A 15,655-nucleotide genomic window follows, 5' to 3' on the forward strand; every position below is an offset into this window, starting at 1 on the left:
GCACGGTCGTCGGCGCGGCGGCCGCGGGGCCGGCCGCCTCGTGCGCGGTGACCGCGGGCGTTGCTGCCTCGCGGGCGGCGGTCTCGTGCGCCTCCGCGGCTGCCGGGTGGGTCTGCGTCACGGTCACGACTGCGCGGGTGCGTAGAGCGCGACGGCGAGCGCGTCGAGGACGTCCGCGGTGCGCGGCCCGAACGAGAGCACCGCGGAGTCGGCCATGTCGATGATGCGCCGGCTCTGGCCCGCGGGCGTGCTCGCGACGGCGGGCAGCGTCTCGAGCAGGCCGTCGACGCCGCCCACCGACGCCAGCCCGTCGGACATCACGAGCACGACGTCAGGCTCGGCCTTGACGACGCCCTCGTCGGTCACGGGCTTCATGCCCTGCCAGCCGATCTCCCCGGCGACGTCGACCGCACCGAGCGCGTCGATGAGCGAGTCCGTCCCCGAGCCCTCGCCGAACAGGTAGTAGACGCCGGCCTGGCCGCGCACGTAGAGGAACACGATCCGCAGCCGCTCGGACTCCTGCTCGGGTGCGATCGCGGCGATCTCGGCGATCTTCGCCGTCACGGCGTCGTCGGTGCGCTGCGCGAGAGCCGCACCGGCCTCGGGTACGCCGAGCGCGTCCGCGACCTGCGTGATGAGGTCACCGACGCCGTCGACCGACCGGTGCGAGTCGACCACGACGACCGGGATGCCCGCGTCGCGCATCTGGAGCACCACGTCCCACGGGCCCAGGCTCGTGTCGGTGAGGATCACGGTCGGTGCGAGCTCGAGGATCGCCTCGGCGGACAGCTCGTGCCCGTTCGCCGTGACCAGCGGCTTGTCCTTGATCTCCGCGAACGCGGAGGAGGTGTCGCGTCCGACGACGCGGTCCCCAAGGCCGAGCTCGTAGACGATGCGGGAGACAGTTCCGTACACGTCGAGCGCGAGGATGCGGCTCGCGTCGCTCACGGTGACCGCTGTGCCTTGCACGTCGGTGACGGTGACGGGCAGCGCGGGCTCGGGGTCGTCCGCGACGGGCCGGACCGCGGAGTCCGCGACGACCGCGGTCGCGGGGCCCGTGAGCGTCTTGGGTGCCGCCGCCGGCTCCACGTCGGCGAGGCGCGTGCCGCCGCCGGCCGTGACGTCGTGGTCGTCGGCCGCCGTCGCACCGCCGCATCCGGCGAGCGCCAGGACCAGCACGAGCGTCGCGACGAGGGCGCGGGCCGGGCGCGCGACAGGCATGGCTGGTCGACCTCCGTGCTGAGGGACGGGGTGAGACCCGTGGACCCCGCCATCCTAGCCGCGCAAAGGTTAGGCTCACCTACCTTCCGCAAGCGGCCTTGGTCACACGTCCAGCGGCGCGCGACGTGCTACGGCAGGTCAGCCCTGGTCGAGGGCGAGCAGGTCGTCGACGGTCTCGCGCCGCAGCAAGGTGCGCACCTCGCCGCCGCGCACCGCCACGACCGGCGGCCGCGTCAGGAGGTTGTAGTTCGACGCCATCGACCGCCCGTAGGCGCCCGTCGCCGCGACGGCCAGCAGGTCGCCCGCGCGCACGTCGCCCGGCAGCTGCACCTCGTGCACGACGACGTCGCCCGACTCGCAGTGCTTGCCGACCACGCGGGCCAGCACCGACGGCGCCGACGAGAGCCGCCCGACGACCTCGGCGTGGTACCGCGCGCCGTACAGCGCCGGCCGGATGTTGTCGCTCATCCCGCCGTCCACGGACACGTACAGGCGCTCGGTCTCGTCGTCCACGCGCACGGGCTTGACGGTCCCGACGGTGTACAGCGTGAGCCCGGCCGGCCCGACGATCGCGCGCCCGGGCTCGATCGAGAACCGCGGCAGCGGCGTCCCGAGCTCGGCGGCGGCCGCCGCGACCGACGCGGCGACGTCCTTCGCGATCCGGTCGGGGTCGAGCGCGACGTCGCCCGGCAGGTAGGCGATGCCGTACCCGCCACCCAGGTCGACCTCGTCGACGAGCACGCCGGTGCGCTCGGCCAGCGCCGCGCGCAGCGCGAGCACCACGCGCGCGGCGACCTCGAACCCCGACGGGTCGAGGATCTGCGAGCCGATGTGCGAGTGGATGCCCAGCAGGTGCAGCTCCGGGTGGGACAGCACGGCGAGCAGCGCGGTCATCGCGGGCGAGTCGCCGTCGCCGTGCGCCGCGACCGACAGGCCGAACTTCTGGTCCTCGTGCGCGGTCGAGATGTACTCGTGGCCTCCCGCGTGCACGCCGGTCGTCACGCGCACCATCACGGGCGCGGGCGCTCCCCCACGGGCCCGGACGAGCGCCGCGAGCCGCTCGATCTCCACGAGCGAGTCGACGATGATCCGTCCCACGCCGTGCTCGAGGGCGAGGGCGAGCTCGTCGTCGGACTTGTTGTTGCCGTGCAGGCCGAGGTCCGCACCCGGCACGCCCGCGCGCAGCGCGACCGCGAGCTCGCCGCCGGACGCGGTGTCCACCCGCAGACCCTCGTCGTGCACCCACCGCGCGACCGCGACCGACAGGAACGCCTTGCCCGCGTAGTACACGTCGACACCCGCGCCGACCTCGGCGAACGCCGCGGCGAACGCGCGGCGGTAGCCCGCGGCACGCGCGCGCAGGTCCGCCTCGTCGAGCACGTAGGCGGGCGTGCCGACCTCCGCGGCGAGCCGCGCGGCCGGGACCCCGGCCACGACGAGCGCGCCCTCGTCGTCCCGTGCGACGCCCGTCGACCAGGGCTCACCCGGAATGCTCGTGCTCACATCCGCTCCGGCGCGCTCACGCCGAGCAGGCCGAGACCGTTGGCGATCACCTGACGCGTCGCGTCGTTGAGCCACAGCCGCGTGCGGTGCACGTCGCCGACCTCCTCGTCGCCGAACGGCGTGACCCGGCGGCGCCCGTACCAGGTGTGGTACGCGCCGGCGAGCTCCTCGAGGTAGCGCGCGACGCGGTGCGGCTCCCGCAGGTTCGCGGCCTGCGCGACGACCCGCGGGAACTGCGCGAGCTCGCCCAGCAGCACCGACTCGGACTCGTCGTCCAGCAGGCTCGCGTCGAAGCCGTCCTCGCGGCGGACCCCCGCGTCGGCCGCGTTGCGGCCCACGTTCACGGTCCGGGCGTGCGCGTACTGGACGTAGTAGACGGGGTTCTCGTTCTTGGCGCTGGCCAGCAGGTCGAGGTCCAGGTCGATCGCGCTGTCGGCCGACGAGCGCGCGAGCGAGTAGCGCGCGGCGTCCACGCCGACCGCGTCGACGAGGTCGTCGATCGTCACGACCGTCCCCGCACGCTTCGACATGCGCACCGGCTGCCCGTCGCGCACCAGGTTGACGAGCTGGCCGATGAGGATCTCCAGGTTGACGTCCGGGTCGTCGCCGAACGCCGCCGCGACCGCGCGCATGCGACCCACGTACCCGTGGTGGTCCGCGCCGAGCATCATCACGACGCGGTCGAACCCGCGCTCGCGCTTGTCGAGGTAGTAGGCGATGTCGCCCGCGATGTACGCGGCCTCGCCGTCGGACTTGATGACGACGCGGTCCTTGTCGTCGCCGAAGTCCGTGGTGCGCAGCCACGTCGCGCCGTCGGCGTCGAACACGTGGCCCAGCTCGCGCAGGCGCGCGACGGCCCGCTCGACCGCACCGGACTCGTGCAGCGAGTCCTCGTGGAAGTACACGTCGAAGTCCACGCCGAACTCGTGCAGCGACTTCTTGATCTCGGTGAACATCAGCTCGACGCCACGCGCGCGGAACGCCTCGAGGGCCTCGTCGTCGCCGAGCGTGGTCGGGTCCGGCTCGCCTGCCGCGAGCGCGTCCGCGACCACCTGGTCGGCGATCTCGGAGATGTACTGGCCGCCGTAGCCGTCCTCGGGGGCCTCCTCGCCCCGGGCCCGCGCGACGAGCGAGCGCGCGAACCGGTCGATCTGCGCACCGTGGTCGTTGAAGTAGTACTCCCGCGTGACCTGCGCACCCGCGGCCTGCAGGACGCGCGCGAGCGAGTCCCCGACCGCCGCCCAGCGCACGCCGCCGATGTGCAGCGGACCCGTCGGGTTCGCCGAGACGAACTCGAGGTTGACGGTGTGCCCCGCCTCGGCCTCGTTGCGGCCGTAGGCCGGGCCCGCCTCGACGACCGTGCGCGCGAGCTCGCCCGCGGCGGCGGTGTCGAGCCGGATGTTGAGGAAGCCGGGGCCTGCGATCTCGACGGCCGCGATGCCGGCCGTGGCGCCCAGGCGCCGCGCGAGCTCCTCGGCGAACGCACGCGGGTTCATGCCCGCCTTCTTCGCGAGCTGCAGCGCGACGTTCGTCGCCCAGTCCCCGTGCTCGCGCTGGCGGGGTCGCTCGATGTGCACGTGCGCCGGGAGATCGGCGGGGGCGAGAGCGAACGTACCGTCGGCGACGGCCGCCGCGAGGGCGTCCGCGAGGGCCTGGGAGAGCTGGTCGGGAGTCACCGGTCAAGCGTAGGGGAACGCCCGGCCCTCTCCGCCGCGGCGTCCGGCTCCCCGAGGACCTCGGGCCGGCACGCGCGACGCGCCGCGACGAGCAGCACGACGAGCAGGGCCAGCAGCACCAGCAGCGCGGCGTCCCAGCTGCCCGTCGCGTCGTACAGCAGCCCGATGCCGATCGGCCCGAGCGCCGCGAGCGCGTACCCGACGCCCTGCACCATGCCCGAGAGCACGACCGCGAGCGCGGGGGTCGCGGTGCGCAGCCCGATCAGCGCGAGCAGGATCGGGAACGTGCTGGGGCCGAGGCCGAGCAGCACCATCCACACCACGGTGCCGTGCGCGGGGGCGAGCAGCAGACCGAGGTACCCGACGGCCCAGCACGCCACGAAGGCGACGACGAGCGGGAACGGCGAGCGCATGCGCCCGGCCAGCACCGGTGCGACGAGCGACGCGGGCAGGCCGAGGATCGCGAACAGCGCGAGCCACCGGCCGCCGACCTCCGTGCCCAGGCCCGCGTCGGCGAGGATCTCCGGGAGCCACGCGAACACCGTGTACGTGCCGAGCGAGTTCATGCCGAACGTGACCGCCATCGCCCAGGCGAGCGACGAGCGCCAGACCAGGCGCGTCGCACCGTCGCCCGCGCGGGCTGTCAGCGCACTCGCGGCCGGACCCGGCGATCGTCGGACGAGCTCGCGCAGGTGCGCACGCGCCGCGACGGACCGCACGATCACCACGACCCACGGCACCGCCGCCGCGACGCCGACCGCCGCCCACACCCCGACCGACCACCGCCACCCCGCGGCCTGCGCGAGCGGCAGCGCGACCAGCGGCGGCACCGCGGTGCTCACCGAGAGCGCGACCGAGTACGCCGCGGTCACCACCCCGATGCGGTCGGGGAAGTAGCGCTTGACGAGCGGCGGGAGCAGCACGTTGCCCATGCCCATGCCCGCGAGCGCGAGCATCGACCACGCGAGGAACGCGGGCGCGGTCGTCGCGTTCGCCCGCAGCACCTCGCCGGTCGCCGACAGCAGCAGCGCCGCGACCATCGTCGGCTCGAGCCCGAGGTGCCGTGCCACGGGCGTGGCCAGCGAGCCGAAGAGGGCGAAGGACAGGACCGGGATGGTCCCCAGCAGGCCGATCTGCGCCGACGTCAGCGCCACGTCCTCGCGCATGACGTCGATCAGCGGCGAGACGGCGGCGACCGCGATCCGCAGGTTCAGACCCACCAGGACGATGCCGGCCAGGACGACGAGGCGGCCGCGCCAGGGCGCGGGCTCGGCAGGACGGGACGGCACAGCACTCCGCGGGGTGAAGGAAGGACGAGGGCGACGGGCAGGTCTGGCGGGCGGACGGCTCGCTCGTGTTGACTGCACGGCATGCCCGCACACGGAGGCCCTTCGGCGATCACGCGTCGGACCGGTCTGATCGATTCGACCGTACAGGAGCTGCACGCGCGGATCGCGAGCGGTGAGTGGGCCGTGGGCGCCCGCATCCCGCCCGAGCCACAGCTCGTCGAGCTGCTCGGCGTCGGGCGCAACACGGTGCGCGAGGCCGTGCAGTCCCTGGTCCACGCCGGCCTGCTCGAGCGACGCCAGGGCTCGGGCACGTACGTGCTGTCGTCGTCCGAGCTCGCCGCGTCGATGGGCCGCCAGATCGCCGACGCCCGCCAGCGCGACGTCGTCGAGGTGCGCCGCGCGCTCGAGATCGAGGCCGCGCGCCTGGCCGCACGCCGCCGCACCGCGCTCGACGCGAGCACGCTCCTCGAGCGCCGCGACGAGCGCGCGGTGGCCTACGTCTCGGGCGACCTCGACGCGATGGTCGAGACCGACCTCGCGCTGCACCGCACGATCGTGCGGGCAGCGGGCAACCCGGTGCTGCTCTCGCTGTACGAGAACCTCATCGACGCGATCGGCGAGAACATCCGGTTCAACTTCGTCACCGACTACCACGGGCAGACCGCGCACGACACGCTCATCGAGGCGATCGTCGCGGGAGACGCGGCCAAGGCGGTCCTGGAGACCACGGCCTACCTCTCGGCCCTCCTGGGCGAGTCCCCCTGACGCGCTGGGTCGCTGTCTCTCCTCCTCGACGAACCAGGGGCTGCTCAGGCCATCGCCGGTCCTCGCCGGAGCAGACGCTGGGTCGCTGCCTCTCTCCTCGGCGAACCAGGGGCTGCTCAGGCCAACGCGCGCGCGGGACTGAGCAGGCGCTGGGTCGGCGAGGTGGGTGGGGTGGAGAGGGGCGGGGTGGAGAGGGGCGGGGTGGAGAGGGGTCGGGTTCGGGCTGGTAGGCTCGCTGGCCGATGCATCCGTGCATCTCGGCGCCCGTAGCTCAGTGGATAGAGCGTCTGCCTCCGGAGCAGAAGGTCGAAGGTTCGAATCCTTTCGGGCGCACCACGCGAGGCCGTGCTGCAGCAGCAGCGCGGCCTTCGTCGTCTCCACGGCCCCGTCAGCACGGCGGTTCACGGCTGTCTCAGCGAGAGTGGAGCACAGCTCGCCGACCTGCTGCCGACCGGCGTCGAGGTGGTCGAACGCCGCGGCGTCGCCGCACCCGCGCGTGCGCCTCCCCTGCCGACGGGGCCCCGCCGCGGGTACCGTGACCGCACGGTCCGTGCACGGCCCGGTCCGTACGGCAGGGTTCGACGACGACGGAGGTCAGGTGCACCACGTCGCGGTGTTCGCGCTCGCAGTCGGCGCCGTCCTGGTCGCGGCGGTGTGCCGGCGCCGCGGCTGGCCGGCTCCGCTGGTCGTCGTGGCGGTCGCGCTGCTCGTCTCGCTCATCCCCGGCGTCCCGCGGTACGAGGTCGAGCCGGAGCTGCTGCTCGAGTTCGTCCTGCCGCCGCTGCTCTACTCCGCCGCGCTGTCCTCGTCGTACCGCGACTTCCGCGCGTCGCTGAACTCGATCACCCGGCTCGGCGTCGGGCTCGTGATCGTCACGGCACTCGCGGTCGCGCTCACGTTCTCGCTGCTCGACGACGTGTCGGTCGCCGCCGCGCTCGTGCTCGGCGCGGTCGTCGCCCCGCCGGACGCCGTCGCCGCGGCCGCCGTCGGCCGGCGCCTCGGCCTCCCCCGGCGCGTGATGACGCTGCTGTCCGGCGAGAGCCTCATCAACGACGCGACCTCGCTCACGCTCTACAAGGTGGCGCTGGCGGGCGTCGCGAGCGGCGCGTGGGCGCTCGGTGCCGGGCTGGCGACGTTCGCGATGGCGGTGGTCGCGGGCGTGGGCACGGGGCTCGTCCTCGCCTTCGTCGTGCACCAGGTCCGCATGCGGCTCGACGACCCGGTCGTCGCCTCCGCGGTCGGCCTCATGACCCCGTTCGCCGCGTACTGGGGTGCCGAGGCCCTCGCCGGGTCGGGCGTGCTCGCCGTCGTCGCCGCGGGCCTGTACCTCGGCCACACGTCGCCGCGCGCGGGTTACGCGACCCGACTGTTCGAGGAGCCCATCTGGTCGACGCTCGACCTGGTGCTCGAGTCGTTCACGTTCGCGCTGATCGGCATGCAGCTGCCCTGGGTCGTCCGCGACGTCGTCGACTCCGACCAGGGGTTCGCGCACGGGCTGACCGTCTCGCTCGTCGTCCTCGTCGTCGCGCTGCTCGTGCGGCCCGTCTACATCTTCGCGACCACGTGGTTCGACGACATCCGCCTGCCCGGCTCCCACCGACCGGAACGCGACTCGCTGAGCGCACGCGAGTCGGCCGTGGTCTCGTGGGCCGGCATGCGCGGCGTGGTGACGCTCGCCGCCGCCGCAGCCATCCCCGCGACCATGGACGGAGCGCCGTTCGAGCACCGCGCGACCATCCAGCTGGCCGCCTACACCGTCGCGCTCGGCACGCTCCTGCTGCAGGGCCTCACGCTGCCGTGGGTGATCACGCGGCTCGGGGTCGGCTCCGCGCAGGAAGAGGCCGCGGACGCCAAGCAGGAGGCCGCGATGCGCGTCGCGACCGCCGAGGCCGTGCAGCGCTACTTCGAGGAGCAGCGCCCCCAGCTCGCGGCGACCATGGGCGACGAGCGCGCGCAGCAGGTCGTGGAGCGGCTCTCGGCGGGCTGGCGTGCGCGGGCGGCGGCCGCCGCCGTGATGCTCGACCCGGACAGCGCCGACGACCTGGGGCTCGACCCGGAGGCTGTACGGGGCCCCGCCCGCGGGCTCGACGTGCTCGCGGCCCGTGGCAAGTCGTCGGCCGACGCCGGTCGCCGCATGCAGTCCGTCCGCCGTTCCGTGATCGCGGCGCAGCGCGAGGTGCTCATGCACCACCGCGACGCGGGCGACCTGGACGAGGTCGTGATGCGGCGCATGATGCGCGAGCTGGACCTCGAGGAGGAGTCGCTCGCGTCGTCGTGGGTCTCACGCCTGCGCGACTGAGGTCCCGGGCTTCCCCGGCGGCTGAGGGCCCCGTCAGGCAGGACCCAGGTCCCTGCTGAGGGCCGCGCGTGGCCAGGTGATTCGTCCTGCACGACCCGGAAGGACTTTCATCCCACCACTTGTCGGGGACGCGTCCCTAGCGTCGAGGTGTCGGTTCGGACGGAGCTCCAGCACCCCGCCCGGTCCACCGATTCCACCCGACCTGGGAGCTTCCGTGACCACCACCAGCACGCCCCGCCCCTCCAAGAACCGCAAGGCCGACGCCCCGGCGCCGGCGCTCGCGGTGCAGTCCGACGAGCAGGTCCACGCCGCGATCGACGAGCTCGTCGCGAACGCGACCAAGGCGCTCGCGCAGTTCGAGTCGATGACGCAGGAAGACGTCGACCGCTTCGTGAAGAAGGGCGCGGTCGCTGCGCTCGACCAGCACGGCCACCTCGCGAAGCTCGCGGTCGACGAGACCGGGCGCGGCGTGTTCGAGGACAAGGCCGTGAAGAACATCTTCGCGTGCGAGCACGTCACGAACTCGATGGCGAACCTCAAGACGGTCGGCGTCATCAACGTCGACGACCTGAACGGGATCACCGAGATCGCCGAGCCCGTCGGTGTCATCGCCGGCATCACCCCGGTGACGAACCCGACGTCGACCGCGATCTTCAAGTCGCTGATCTCGCTCAAGACGCGCAACCCGATCATCTTCGCGTTCCACCCGAACGCGCAGCAGTCCTCGATCGCCGCGGCCCGGACCGTGCGCGACGCCGCGGTCGCCGCCGGCGCCCCCGAGCACTGCATCCAGTGGGTCGAGGCCCCGTCGCTGACCGCGACGAGCGTGCTGATGAACCACTCCGGTGTCGCGACGATCCTGGCGACCGGCGGCAACGCCATGGTCAAGGCCGCCTACTCGTGCGGCAAGCCGGCCCTCGGCGTCGGCGCGGGCAACGTCCCCGCGTACGTCGAGAAGAGCGCGAAGCTCGCGCGGGCGATCAACGACATCGTCCTGAGCAAGGCGTTCGACAACGGCGTGATCTGCGCGTCGGAGCAGGCCGCGATCATCGACGACGAGATCTACGACACCGCGATGGCCGAGTTCGCCAAGCTGCACGCCTACCGCACCACGCCCGAGGAGAAGGCCAAGCTCGAGCGCTTCATCTTCGGCGTCGAGGCCGGTGGCGAGAACTGCGCCGGTGCCAAGCTCAACCCGACCGTCGTCGGCAAGTCGCCGGTCTGGATCGCGGAGCAGGCGGGCTTCACCGTCCCCGCGGACACCTCGATCATCCTCGCCGAGGTCTCCGGCGTCGGCCCGCACGAGCCGCTGACGCGCGAGAAGCTGTGCCCCGTCCTGGCCGTGCTGCACGCCGCCTCCACGGAGGAGGGCTTCGCCCTCGCCGAGAAGATGGTCGAGTTCGACGGCCTCGGTCACTCGGCCGCGATCCACACGCGGGACGACGCGCTGACGGTCGAGTTCGGCAAGCGGGTCAAGGCCATCCGCGTCATCTGCAACGCGCCCTCGTCGCTCGGCGGCATCGGCGACATCTACAACGCCTTCATCCCCTCGCTGACCCTCGGTTGCGGCTCCTACGGCCACAACTCGGTCTCGAACAACGTCTCGGCGGTGAACCTCATCAACGTCAAGCGCGTCGGTCGTCGCAACAACAACCTGCAGTGGTTCAAGGTTCCGGCGAAGACCTACTTCGAGCCCAACGCGATCCGGTACCTCGCCGACATGGCGGACGTCGAGCGCGTCACCATCGTCACCGACACGACGATGACGACCCTCGGCTTCGTCGACAAGGTCCTCGACGTCCTGCACCGCCGTGGCAACAACGTGGCCGTCCAGATCATCGACGAGGTCGAGCCCGAGCCGTCCGTGCGCACCGTGCAGAAGGGCGCCGCGAACATGCGGCACTTCCAGCCGGACACGATCATCGCGCTCGGTGGCGGCTCGCCCATGGACGCCGCGAAGGTCATGTGGCTGCTGTACGAGCACCCGGAGATCAACTTCTCCGACCTCAAGCAGAAGTTCTTCGACGTCCGCAAGCGCGCGTTCAAGTTCCCCGTCCTGGGTGACCTGGCCAAGCTCGTCTGCATCCCGACCACGTCGGGCACCGGCGCCGAGGTCACGCCGTTCGCCGTCATCTCCGACCCCGATGCGGGCAAGAAGTACCCGCTCGCGGACTACGCGCTGACGCCGACGGTCGCGATCATCGACCCGGTCCTGACCTCGAAGATGCCGCGCTCGCTCGCCGCCGACTCGGGCTTCGACGCCCTGACGCACGCCACCGAGGCGTACGTGTCGGTCTACGCGAACGACTTCACCGACGGCATGGCGCTGCAGGCGATCCGCCTCATCTTCGAGAACCTCGCGCAGTCCGTGAACGGCGACCCGGCCGACCCGGCCACGCAGGACGCGCGGGAGAAGATGCACAACGCGGGCACGATCGCCGGCATGGCGTTCGGCAACGCGTTCCTGGGCATCGTGCACGCGATGGCGCACGTCGTCGGCTCGACCTACCACCTGGTCCACGGCCGCACGAACGCCACGCTGCTCCCCCACGTCATCCGCTACAACGGCACCGTCCCGACGAAGCTCACGAGCTGGCCCAAGTACGAGAGCTACGTCGCGCCGGAGCGGTTCCAGGCGATCGCGCAGATGCTCGGCCTGCCGGCCTCCACGCCGGCCCAGGGTGTCGAGTCCTACGCGATGGCGGTGGAGTCCCTGCGGTCGAAGGTCGGCATCCCGGCCTCGTTCCAGGCCCAGGGCGTCGACGAGCAGGAGTTCCTCTCGCGGCTCGACGAGGTCGCCATGGGTGCCTACGAGGACCAGTGCGCCCCCGCCAACCCGCGGATGCCGATGATCGACGACATGAAGGACATCATGACCGCGGCCTATTACGGCACGTCGCTGGAGGACGTCCGAGGCCGCAAGAGCGGGCAGGAGGGCTGACCACCTCCGGCGGGCTCCCACGGCTCTGAGCCACTGGTAGAGCCCCGCCCGCTCGCGACGCCCCGTCCGGCTCATCCCTCGCCGGACGGGGCGTCGACCTTTTCCCCCGCACCCCGGGCGCGCTCCTTGCGCCCGGGGTGCGGGTCGCGGCGGCCCGGCCCGGCTGCGCAGCGCGGCTCGGACGTTCGTCCACAGCCTCGTGGAACCCGCCCCGGCGGGCCGTCCGATTTGGGTAAGTTCGCGGCCGTGCACATGACGCCGACGAACGTGACCCTCGCCGAGCACCCGGTTCGCCGCAGACCCGGGCAGTCTCGCCGCCGCGCGCTCTGGACCGGCACGACCGCGCTCGCTCTGGTCGCGGTGCTGGCCGCCTGCACGGGCGACACCCCTGCCCCTCCATCCGCGTCCGCCACGGCCACGGCCACGAGCGCCCCGACCGCGAGCGCCGCACCCACGCCGTCGGCGACATCCACGCCCACCTCGCTCCCGAGCGCGTCGGACGACTTCTCCTCGATCGACCTCACCGTGCCCCCGCCGCGCCCGGACGCCCTCGACGCACCCCCGAGCAAGGAAGCCGCCGCGGACGTCGCCACGTACTTCGCCTTGCTCTTCTCGTACAGCGCGGTCACGCACGACCTCCGCGCGTTCGACGACCTGTCCCACCCGGAGTGCGGGTTCTGCAGCGACTTCATCGACGAGATCCGGGGGTACGAGGCTCAGGGGGTGACCACCGAGGGAGGCGCGATCGTCGTCCAGCGCGCTGACGCCCGGATGCAGTCCGACGACTACTTCATCGTCACCACGACCATGTCGCAGGACTCGTCTCGCGAGCTCGACGCGGATGGTGAAGTGACGGGCAAGAACGCCGGCTTCGCAGCCAAGACCTTCGAGATCGATGTGACGTGGTACGACGGCTCGTGGCTCGTCGCCTCAGTGGTCCCCACATGACAGCAGGACGACGAACTGCAGCCACGGTCACCGGCGCCCTCCTGTCGCTCGCGCTGCTGCTACTCACCGCCTCGGGCGCCGCGAGCGTCGGATGGACTCCGCGCGTCGACGACGACAGTCTCCTGATCCGCGCCCGCGACGCCAGCCGGGGCGCCGCCGAGTACGAGGCGAACCCTGACGCGGGTGCTTACGTGTGGAAGCGGGACCTTCCGTGCTGGAGCCGGTACCCCGAGATCGACCGGGACTCGAACGAGGCGTGCTGGGGCGGTTCGGCGATCCAGCACGACCCGCCCGTGTGCGAGGACGGCACGCCCCTGCTGCCGATCTGGCGCCGGCTGCGCACGGAGGAGACGTGGTACCTCCAGGTCGGGTGGCACTGCCCGGAGGACCTGATCCCGCGCATGACGCAGGAGGACTTCAGGCGGATGACGATCCCCGCCGCGCCCGCGCGCATGCAGCCCGACAGCGGTCCGGTGCTGGTGAACAAGAAGACGATCGTCTACACCGAGACCGGGGTGCAGACGCTCCGCACCGATCTGCTGGGCTACGGCGTCGACATCGAGGCGACTCCCGTGTCGTACGCGTGGGACTTCGCCGACGGGCAGCCACCCGTGGTCACGACGTCACAGGGGCACCCCTTCCCCGACCACGACGTGTTCAGCACGTACTTCCGTCCCGGCACGGCCCGGATCACCCTGACGACGACGTGGACCGGTCGCTACCGGGTGGACATCGACCCGCTGCACAAGTGGCGCGAGATCGACGGCCACGCGTTCACCACGTCCGCCACACCCGACTTCGAGATCGTCGAGCTGCGCGGGCGCCTCGTCGGATGACCCGTACCGGACGACCGCCCAGCCAGGTCGTCGACCTGTCCATGGAGGAGTGGTGGCCGAGGTTGCGTCGGCGGCCCAGGTCGGGGACGGTTTGCCGATGACCTCGACGCACCCTGACCGTCGCCCCCGCGCGCTCGTCGCCGCCGTCAGCGCCGCCGTGGGCGTCGCCCTGGCCGTGTCGGGGTGCGACGCGGCGGACGACGCACGCCAGGGGTTGGACGACGCGAAGTCGCAGGCCCAGACACAGCTCGACAAGGCCCGCGCGGCGATCGACGACCTGCAGGGGTCGGTCGCGGACGCGCGCGAGAAGGCCGACGACGTCCGCCAGCAGATCGCCGAGCTCGCGCCGGAGAAGAAGAAGGACGCCCAGGCCGCCGTCGACGAGGCCAGCGCCGCGCTCGAGGACGCGAAGGCAGCGGTCGCGAAGAGCGGCGACGACGCGTCCGCGGAGGCGAAGAAGGCGCTCGAGGACGCCCGCGCGCGCGTCGACGACGCCAAGAAGGCTCTCGACGACGCGGCCGCGAACGCCGGAGGGTCGGCCGCCGACGGGCTGAGCAGCCTGGCCGACGAGCTCCAGGGCGTCGCCGAGGACCTGCGAGCGGCATCGGGTTCCTGACGGCCGTCGCCCGGGGATGGCGCCCGAACGGGTGATTTCGCAGCCGCTCGGTGCGGGATGTTGTACCTGCGCCTCTCGGTGCCGATCTTGATGGACATGGCAGTCCGTCGAGCGATCCGTCGCCACCACGTCGAGTGGTGGGTCGTTGCCGCGTGGTCGTCGCTCGCGCTCGTCGTCGTCGCGGGCCTCGCCGCCGCCGCCGGCACGTTCTGACCCGAGCTCCGAGTCCGGGCGCCGCCACGGGCCGCGGAGGCAGACACCCGGACGCACGTCGCAGGACCGCCCCCTACTCTCGGGTCCCATGCACGGATCTCGATGGGTCGACGTCGCCCGCGCCGCCAACCTGCTCGGCGCGGACGGCCAACCACGCGCGACGATCTTCGCGGAGATGTCCGCCCTGGCGCAGGCCACGGGTGCGGTGAACCTCGGGCAGGGGTTCCCTGACGTCGACGGGCCGGAGTCGGTGGCTCGCGTCGCCGCCGACGCGATCGCCGCGGGCGTCGACCAGTACCCGCCGGGCTCCGGCATCCCGGAGCTGCGCCAGGCGATCGTCGCGCACCAGGCGCGGCGGTACGGCATCGGGCTGGACCCCGACACCGAGGTGCTCGTCACGGCGGGAGCCACCGAGGCGCTCGCGGCCACGGTCCTCGCGCTCGCGGGGCCGGGCGACGAGGTGCTGACGCTCGAACCGTTCTACGACGCGTACGCGGCGGTCGTCGCGCTCGCGGGCGCCACGCACACGACCGCTCCCCTGCGCGCGACTCCCGACGGCTTCCGGCTCGACGAGCAGGCGCTCGTCGCCGCGTTCACGCCGCGCACGCGCCTCGTCGTCGTCAACACGCCGCACAACCCGACGGGTGCCGTGCTCACACGGGCCGAGCTCGAGCTCGTCGCGCGGCTCGCACGCGAGCACGACGCGCTCGTCGTGACCGACGAGGTGTACGAGCACCTCACGCTCGCCGGGCCGGACGGGACGCGTCCGGCGCACGTGCCGGTCGCGACTCTGCCGGGCATGGCGGAGCGGACGCTGACGATCTCGTCGGCCGGCAAGACGTTCTCGTTCACCGGCTGGAAGATCGGCTGGATCAGCGGCCCCGCGGCGCTCGTGGCGGCGGTGCGCACCGTCAAGCAGTTCCTGACGTACGTCAACGGCGCGCCGTTCCAGCCGGCGGTCGCGTTCGCCCTGTCCGACGAGGGCGTGGCCGCGTGGGTCGACGAGCTGGCGGCCTCGCTCGCGCGGCGCCGCGACCTGCTGTCCGACGGGCTGCGCACCGCCGGGTTCACGGTCGCAGCGGCGCACGGCACGTACTTCGTCCTGGCGGACGCCGCGCCGCTCGGCTACGACGACGGCGCGACGCTGTGCCGGGACCTGCCGCGGCTCTGCGGCGTGGTGGGCGTGCCCGTGAGCGCGTTCACGCGCCCTGGCTCGTCGGCCGACGAGGCGCTGCGCTCGTGGGTGCGCTTCACGTTCGTCAAGCGCGACGAGGTGCTGGCCGAGGCGGTCGACCGTCTGGCGCGACTGGGCAGCTGAGCCCGCTCGTCGAGCCGGCGCCGCCACCCT

General features: G+C 72.7%; 12 protein-coding genes and 1 tRNA gene. 9 read left to right on the forward strand and 4 right to left on the reverse strand.

Annotated features, from left to right (window positions below):
* Positions 1-123: 123 nt before the first annotated feature.
* The 4 genes from CGE01nite_RS02960 to CGE01nite_RS02975 form a co-directional block, all read right to left on the reverse strand.
* Positions 124-1,221 carry a heme/hemin ABC transporter substrate-binding protein gene (locus tag CGE01nite_RS02960; protein WP_141368890.1) on the reverse strand — a complete coding sequence of 366 codons (1,098 nt, stop codon included), beginning with the start codon at positions 1,219-1,221 and terminating at the stop codon, positions 124-126.
* Positions 1,222-1,359: 138 nt separating this feature from the next.
* Positions 1,360-2,724 (reverse strand): diaminopimelate decarboxylase, encoded by a 1,365-nt coding sequence (gene lysA, locus CGE01nite_RS02965; RefSeq protein ID WP_141368892.1) that lies wholly within the window; start codon positions 2,722-2,724, stop codon positions 1,360-1,362.
* The gene (gene argS, locus CGE01nite_RS02970) at positions 2,721-4,400 is read right to left on the reverse strand and encodes an arginine--tRNA ligase (protein ID WP_141368894.1); all 1,680 of its coding nucleotides are present in this window, start codon (positions 4,398-4,400) and stop codon (positions 2,721-2,723) included. Before argS ends, lysA begins: the two co-directional genes overlap by 4 nt.
* Positions 4,397-5,689 carry an MFS transporter gene (locus CGE01nite_RS02975; protein WP_048341213.1) on the reverse strand — a complete coding sequence of 431 codons (1,293 nt, stop codon included), beginning with the start codon at positions 5,687-5,689 and terminating at the stop codon, positions 4,397-4,399. The genes argS and CGE01nite_RS02975 overlap by 4 nt, the downstream gene beginning before the upstream one ends.
* 81 nt (positions 5,690-5,770) lie before the next feature.
* On the opposite strand from CGE01nite_RS02975, the gene CGE01nite_RS02980 reads away from it, so the two are divergent.
* The 9 genes from CGE01nite_RS02980 (at position 5,771) to CGE01nite_RS03020 (ending at position 15,625) form a co-directional block, all read left to right on the forward strand.
* The gene (locus tag CGE01nite_RS02980; RefSeq protein WP_307722626.1) at positions 5,771-6,454 is read left to right on the forward strand and encodes a FadR/GntR family transcriptional regulator; all 684 of its coding nucleotides are present in this window, start codon (positions 5,771-5,773) and stop codon (positions 6,452-6,454) included.
* 260 nt (positions 6,455-6,714) lie between these two features.
* Positions 6,715-6,790, forward strand: a tRNA-Arg gene (locus CGE01nite_RS02985).
* Between the two features lie 262 nt (positions 6,791-7,052).
* A complete protein-coding gene (locus CGE01nite_RS02990; protein WP_170210878.1) occupies positions 7,053-8,753 on the forward strand; it encodes a cation:proton antiporter in 1,701 nt (566 codons plus the stop codon).
* A gap of 214 nt (positions 8,754-8,967) precedes the next feature.
* Positions 8,968-11,694, forward strand: coding sequence for a bifunctional acetaldehyde-CoA/alcohol dehydrogenase (gene adhE, locus CGE01nite_RS02995; protein WP_174773408.1), 2,727 nt, complete (start codon positions 8,968-8,970; stop codon positions 11,692-11,694).
* A gap of 252 nt (positions 11,695-11,946) precedes the next feature.
* Positions 11,947-12,642, forward strand: coding sequence for a DUF6318 family protein (locus CGE01nite_RS03000; RefSeq protein WP_188966313.1), 696 nt, complete (start codon positions 11,947-11,949; stop codon positions 12,640-12,642).
* Entirely contained in the window at positions 12,639-13,478 is an 840-nt protein-coding gene (locus tag CGE01nite_RS03005) for a hypothetical protein (RefSeq protein WP_141368900.1), read from the forward strand. The genes CGE01nite_RS03000 and CGE01nite_RS03005 overlap by 4 nt, the downstream gene beginning before the upstream one ends.
* A gap of 97 nt (positions 13,479-13,575) precedes the next feature.
* The gene (locus CGE01nite_RS03010; protein ID WP_048341214.1) at positions 13,576-14,094 is read left to right on the forward strand and encodes a hypothetical protein; all 519 of its coding nucleotides are present in this window, start codon (positions 13,576-13,578) and stop codon (positions 14,092-14,094) included.
* A gap of 96 nt (positions 14,095-14,190) precedes the next feature.
* Positions 14,191-14,307 carry a hypothetical protein gene (locus CGE01nite_RS03015; RefSeq protein WP_048341255.1) on the forward strand — a complete coding sequence of 39 codons (117 nt, stop codon included), beginning with the start codon at positions 14,191-14,193 and terminating at the stop codon, positions 14,305-14,307.
* A gap of 88 nt (positions 14,308-14,395) precedes the next feature.
* Complete coding sequence (locus CGE01nite_RS03020; protein ID WP_141368902.1) at positions 14,396-15,625, forward strand: pyridoxal phosphate-dependent aminotransferase; 1,230 nt, start codon at positions 14,396-14,398, stop codon at positions 15,623-15,625.
* The last annotated feature ends 30 nt before the right edge of the window (positions 15,626-15,655 follow it).

The sequence above is a fragment of the Cellulomonas gelida genome, assembly GCF_006538725.1.
GTDB classification, from domain to species: Bacteria; Actinomycetota; Actinomycetes; order Actinomycetales; family Cellulomonadaceae; genus Cellulomonas; species Cellulomonas gelida.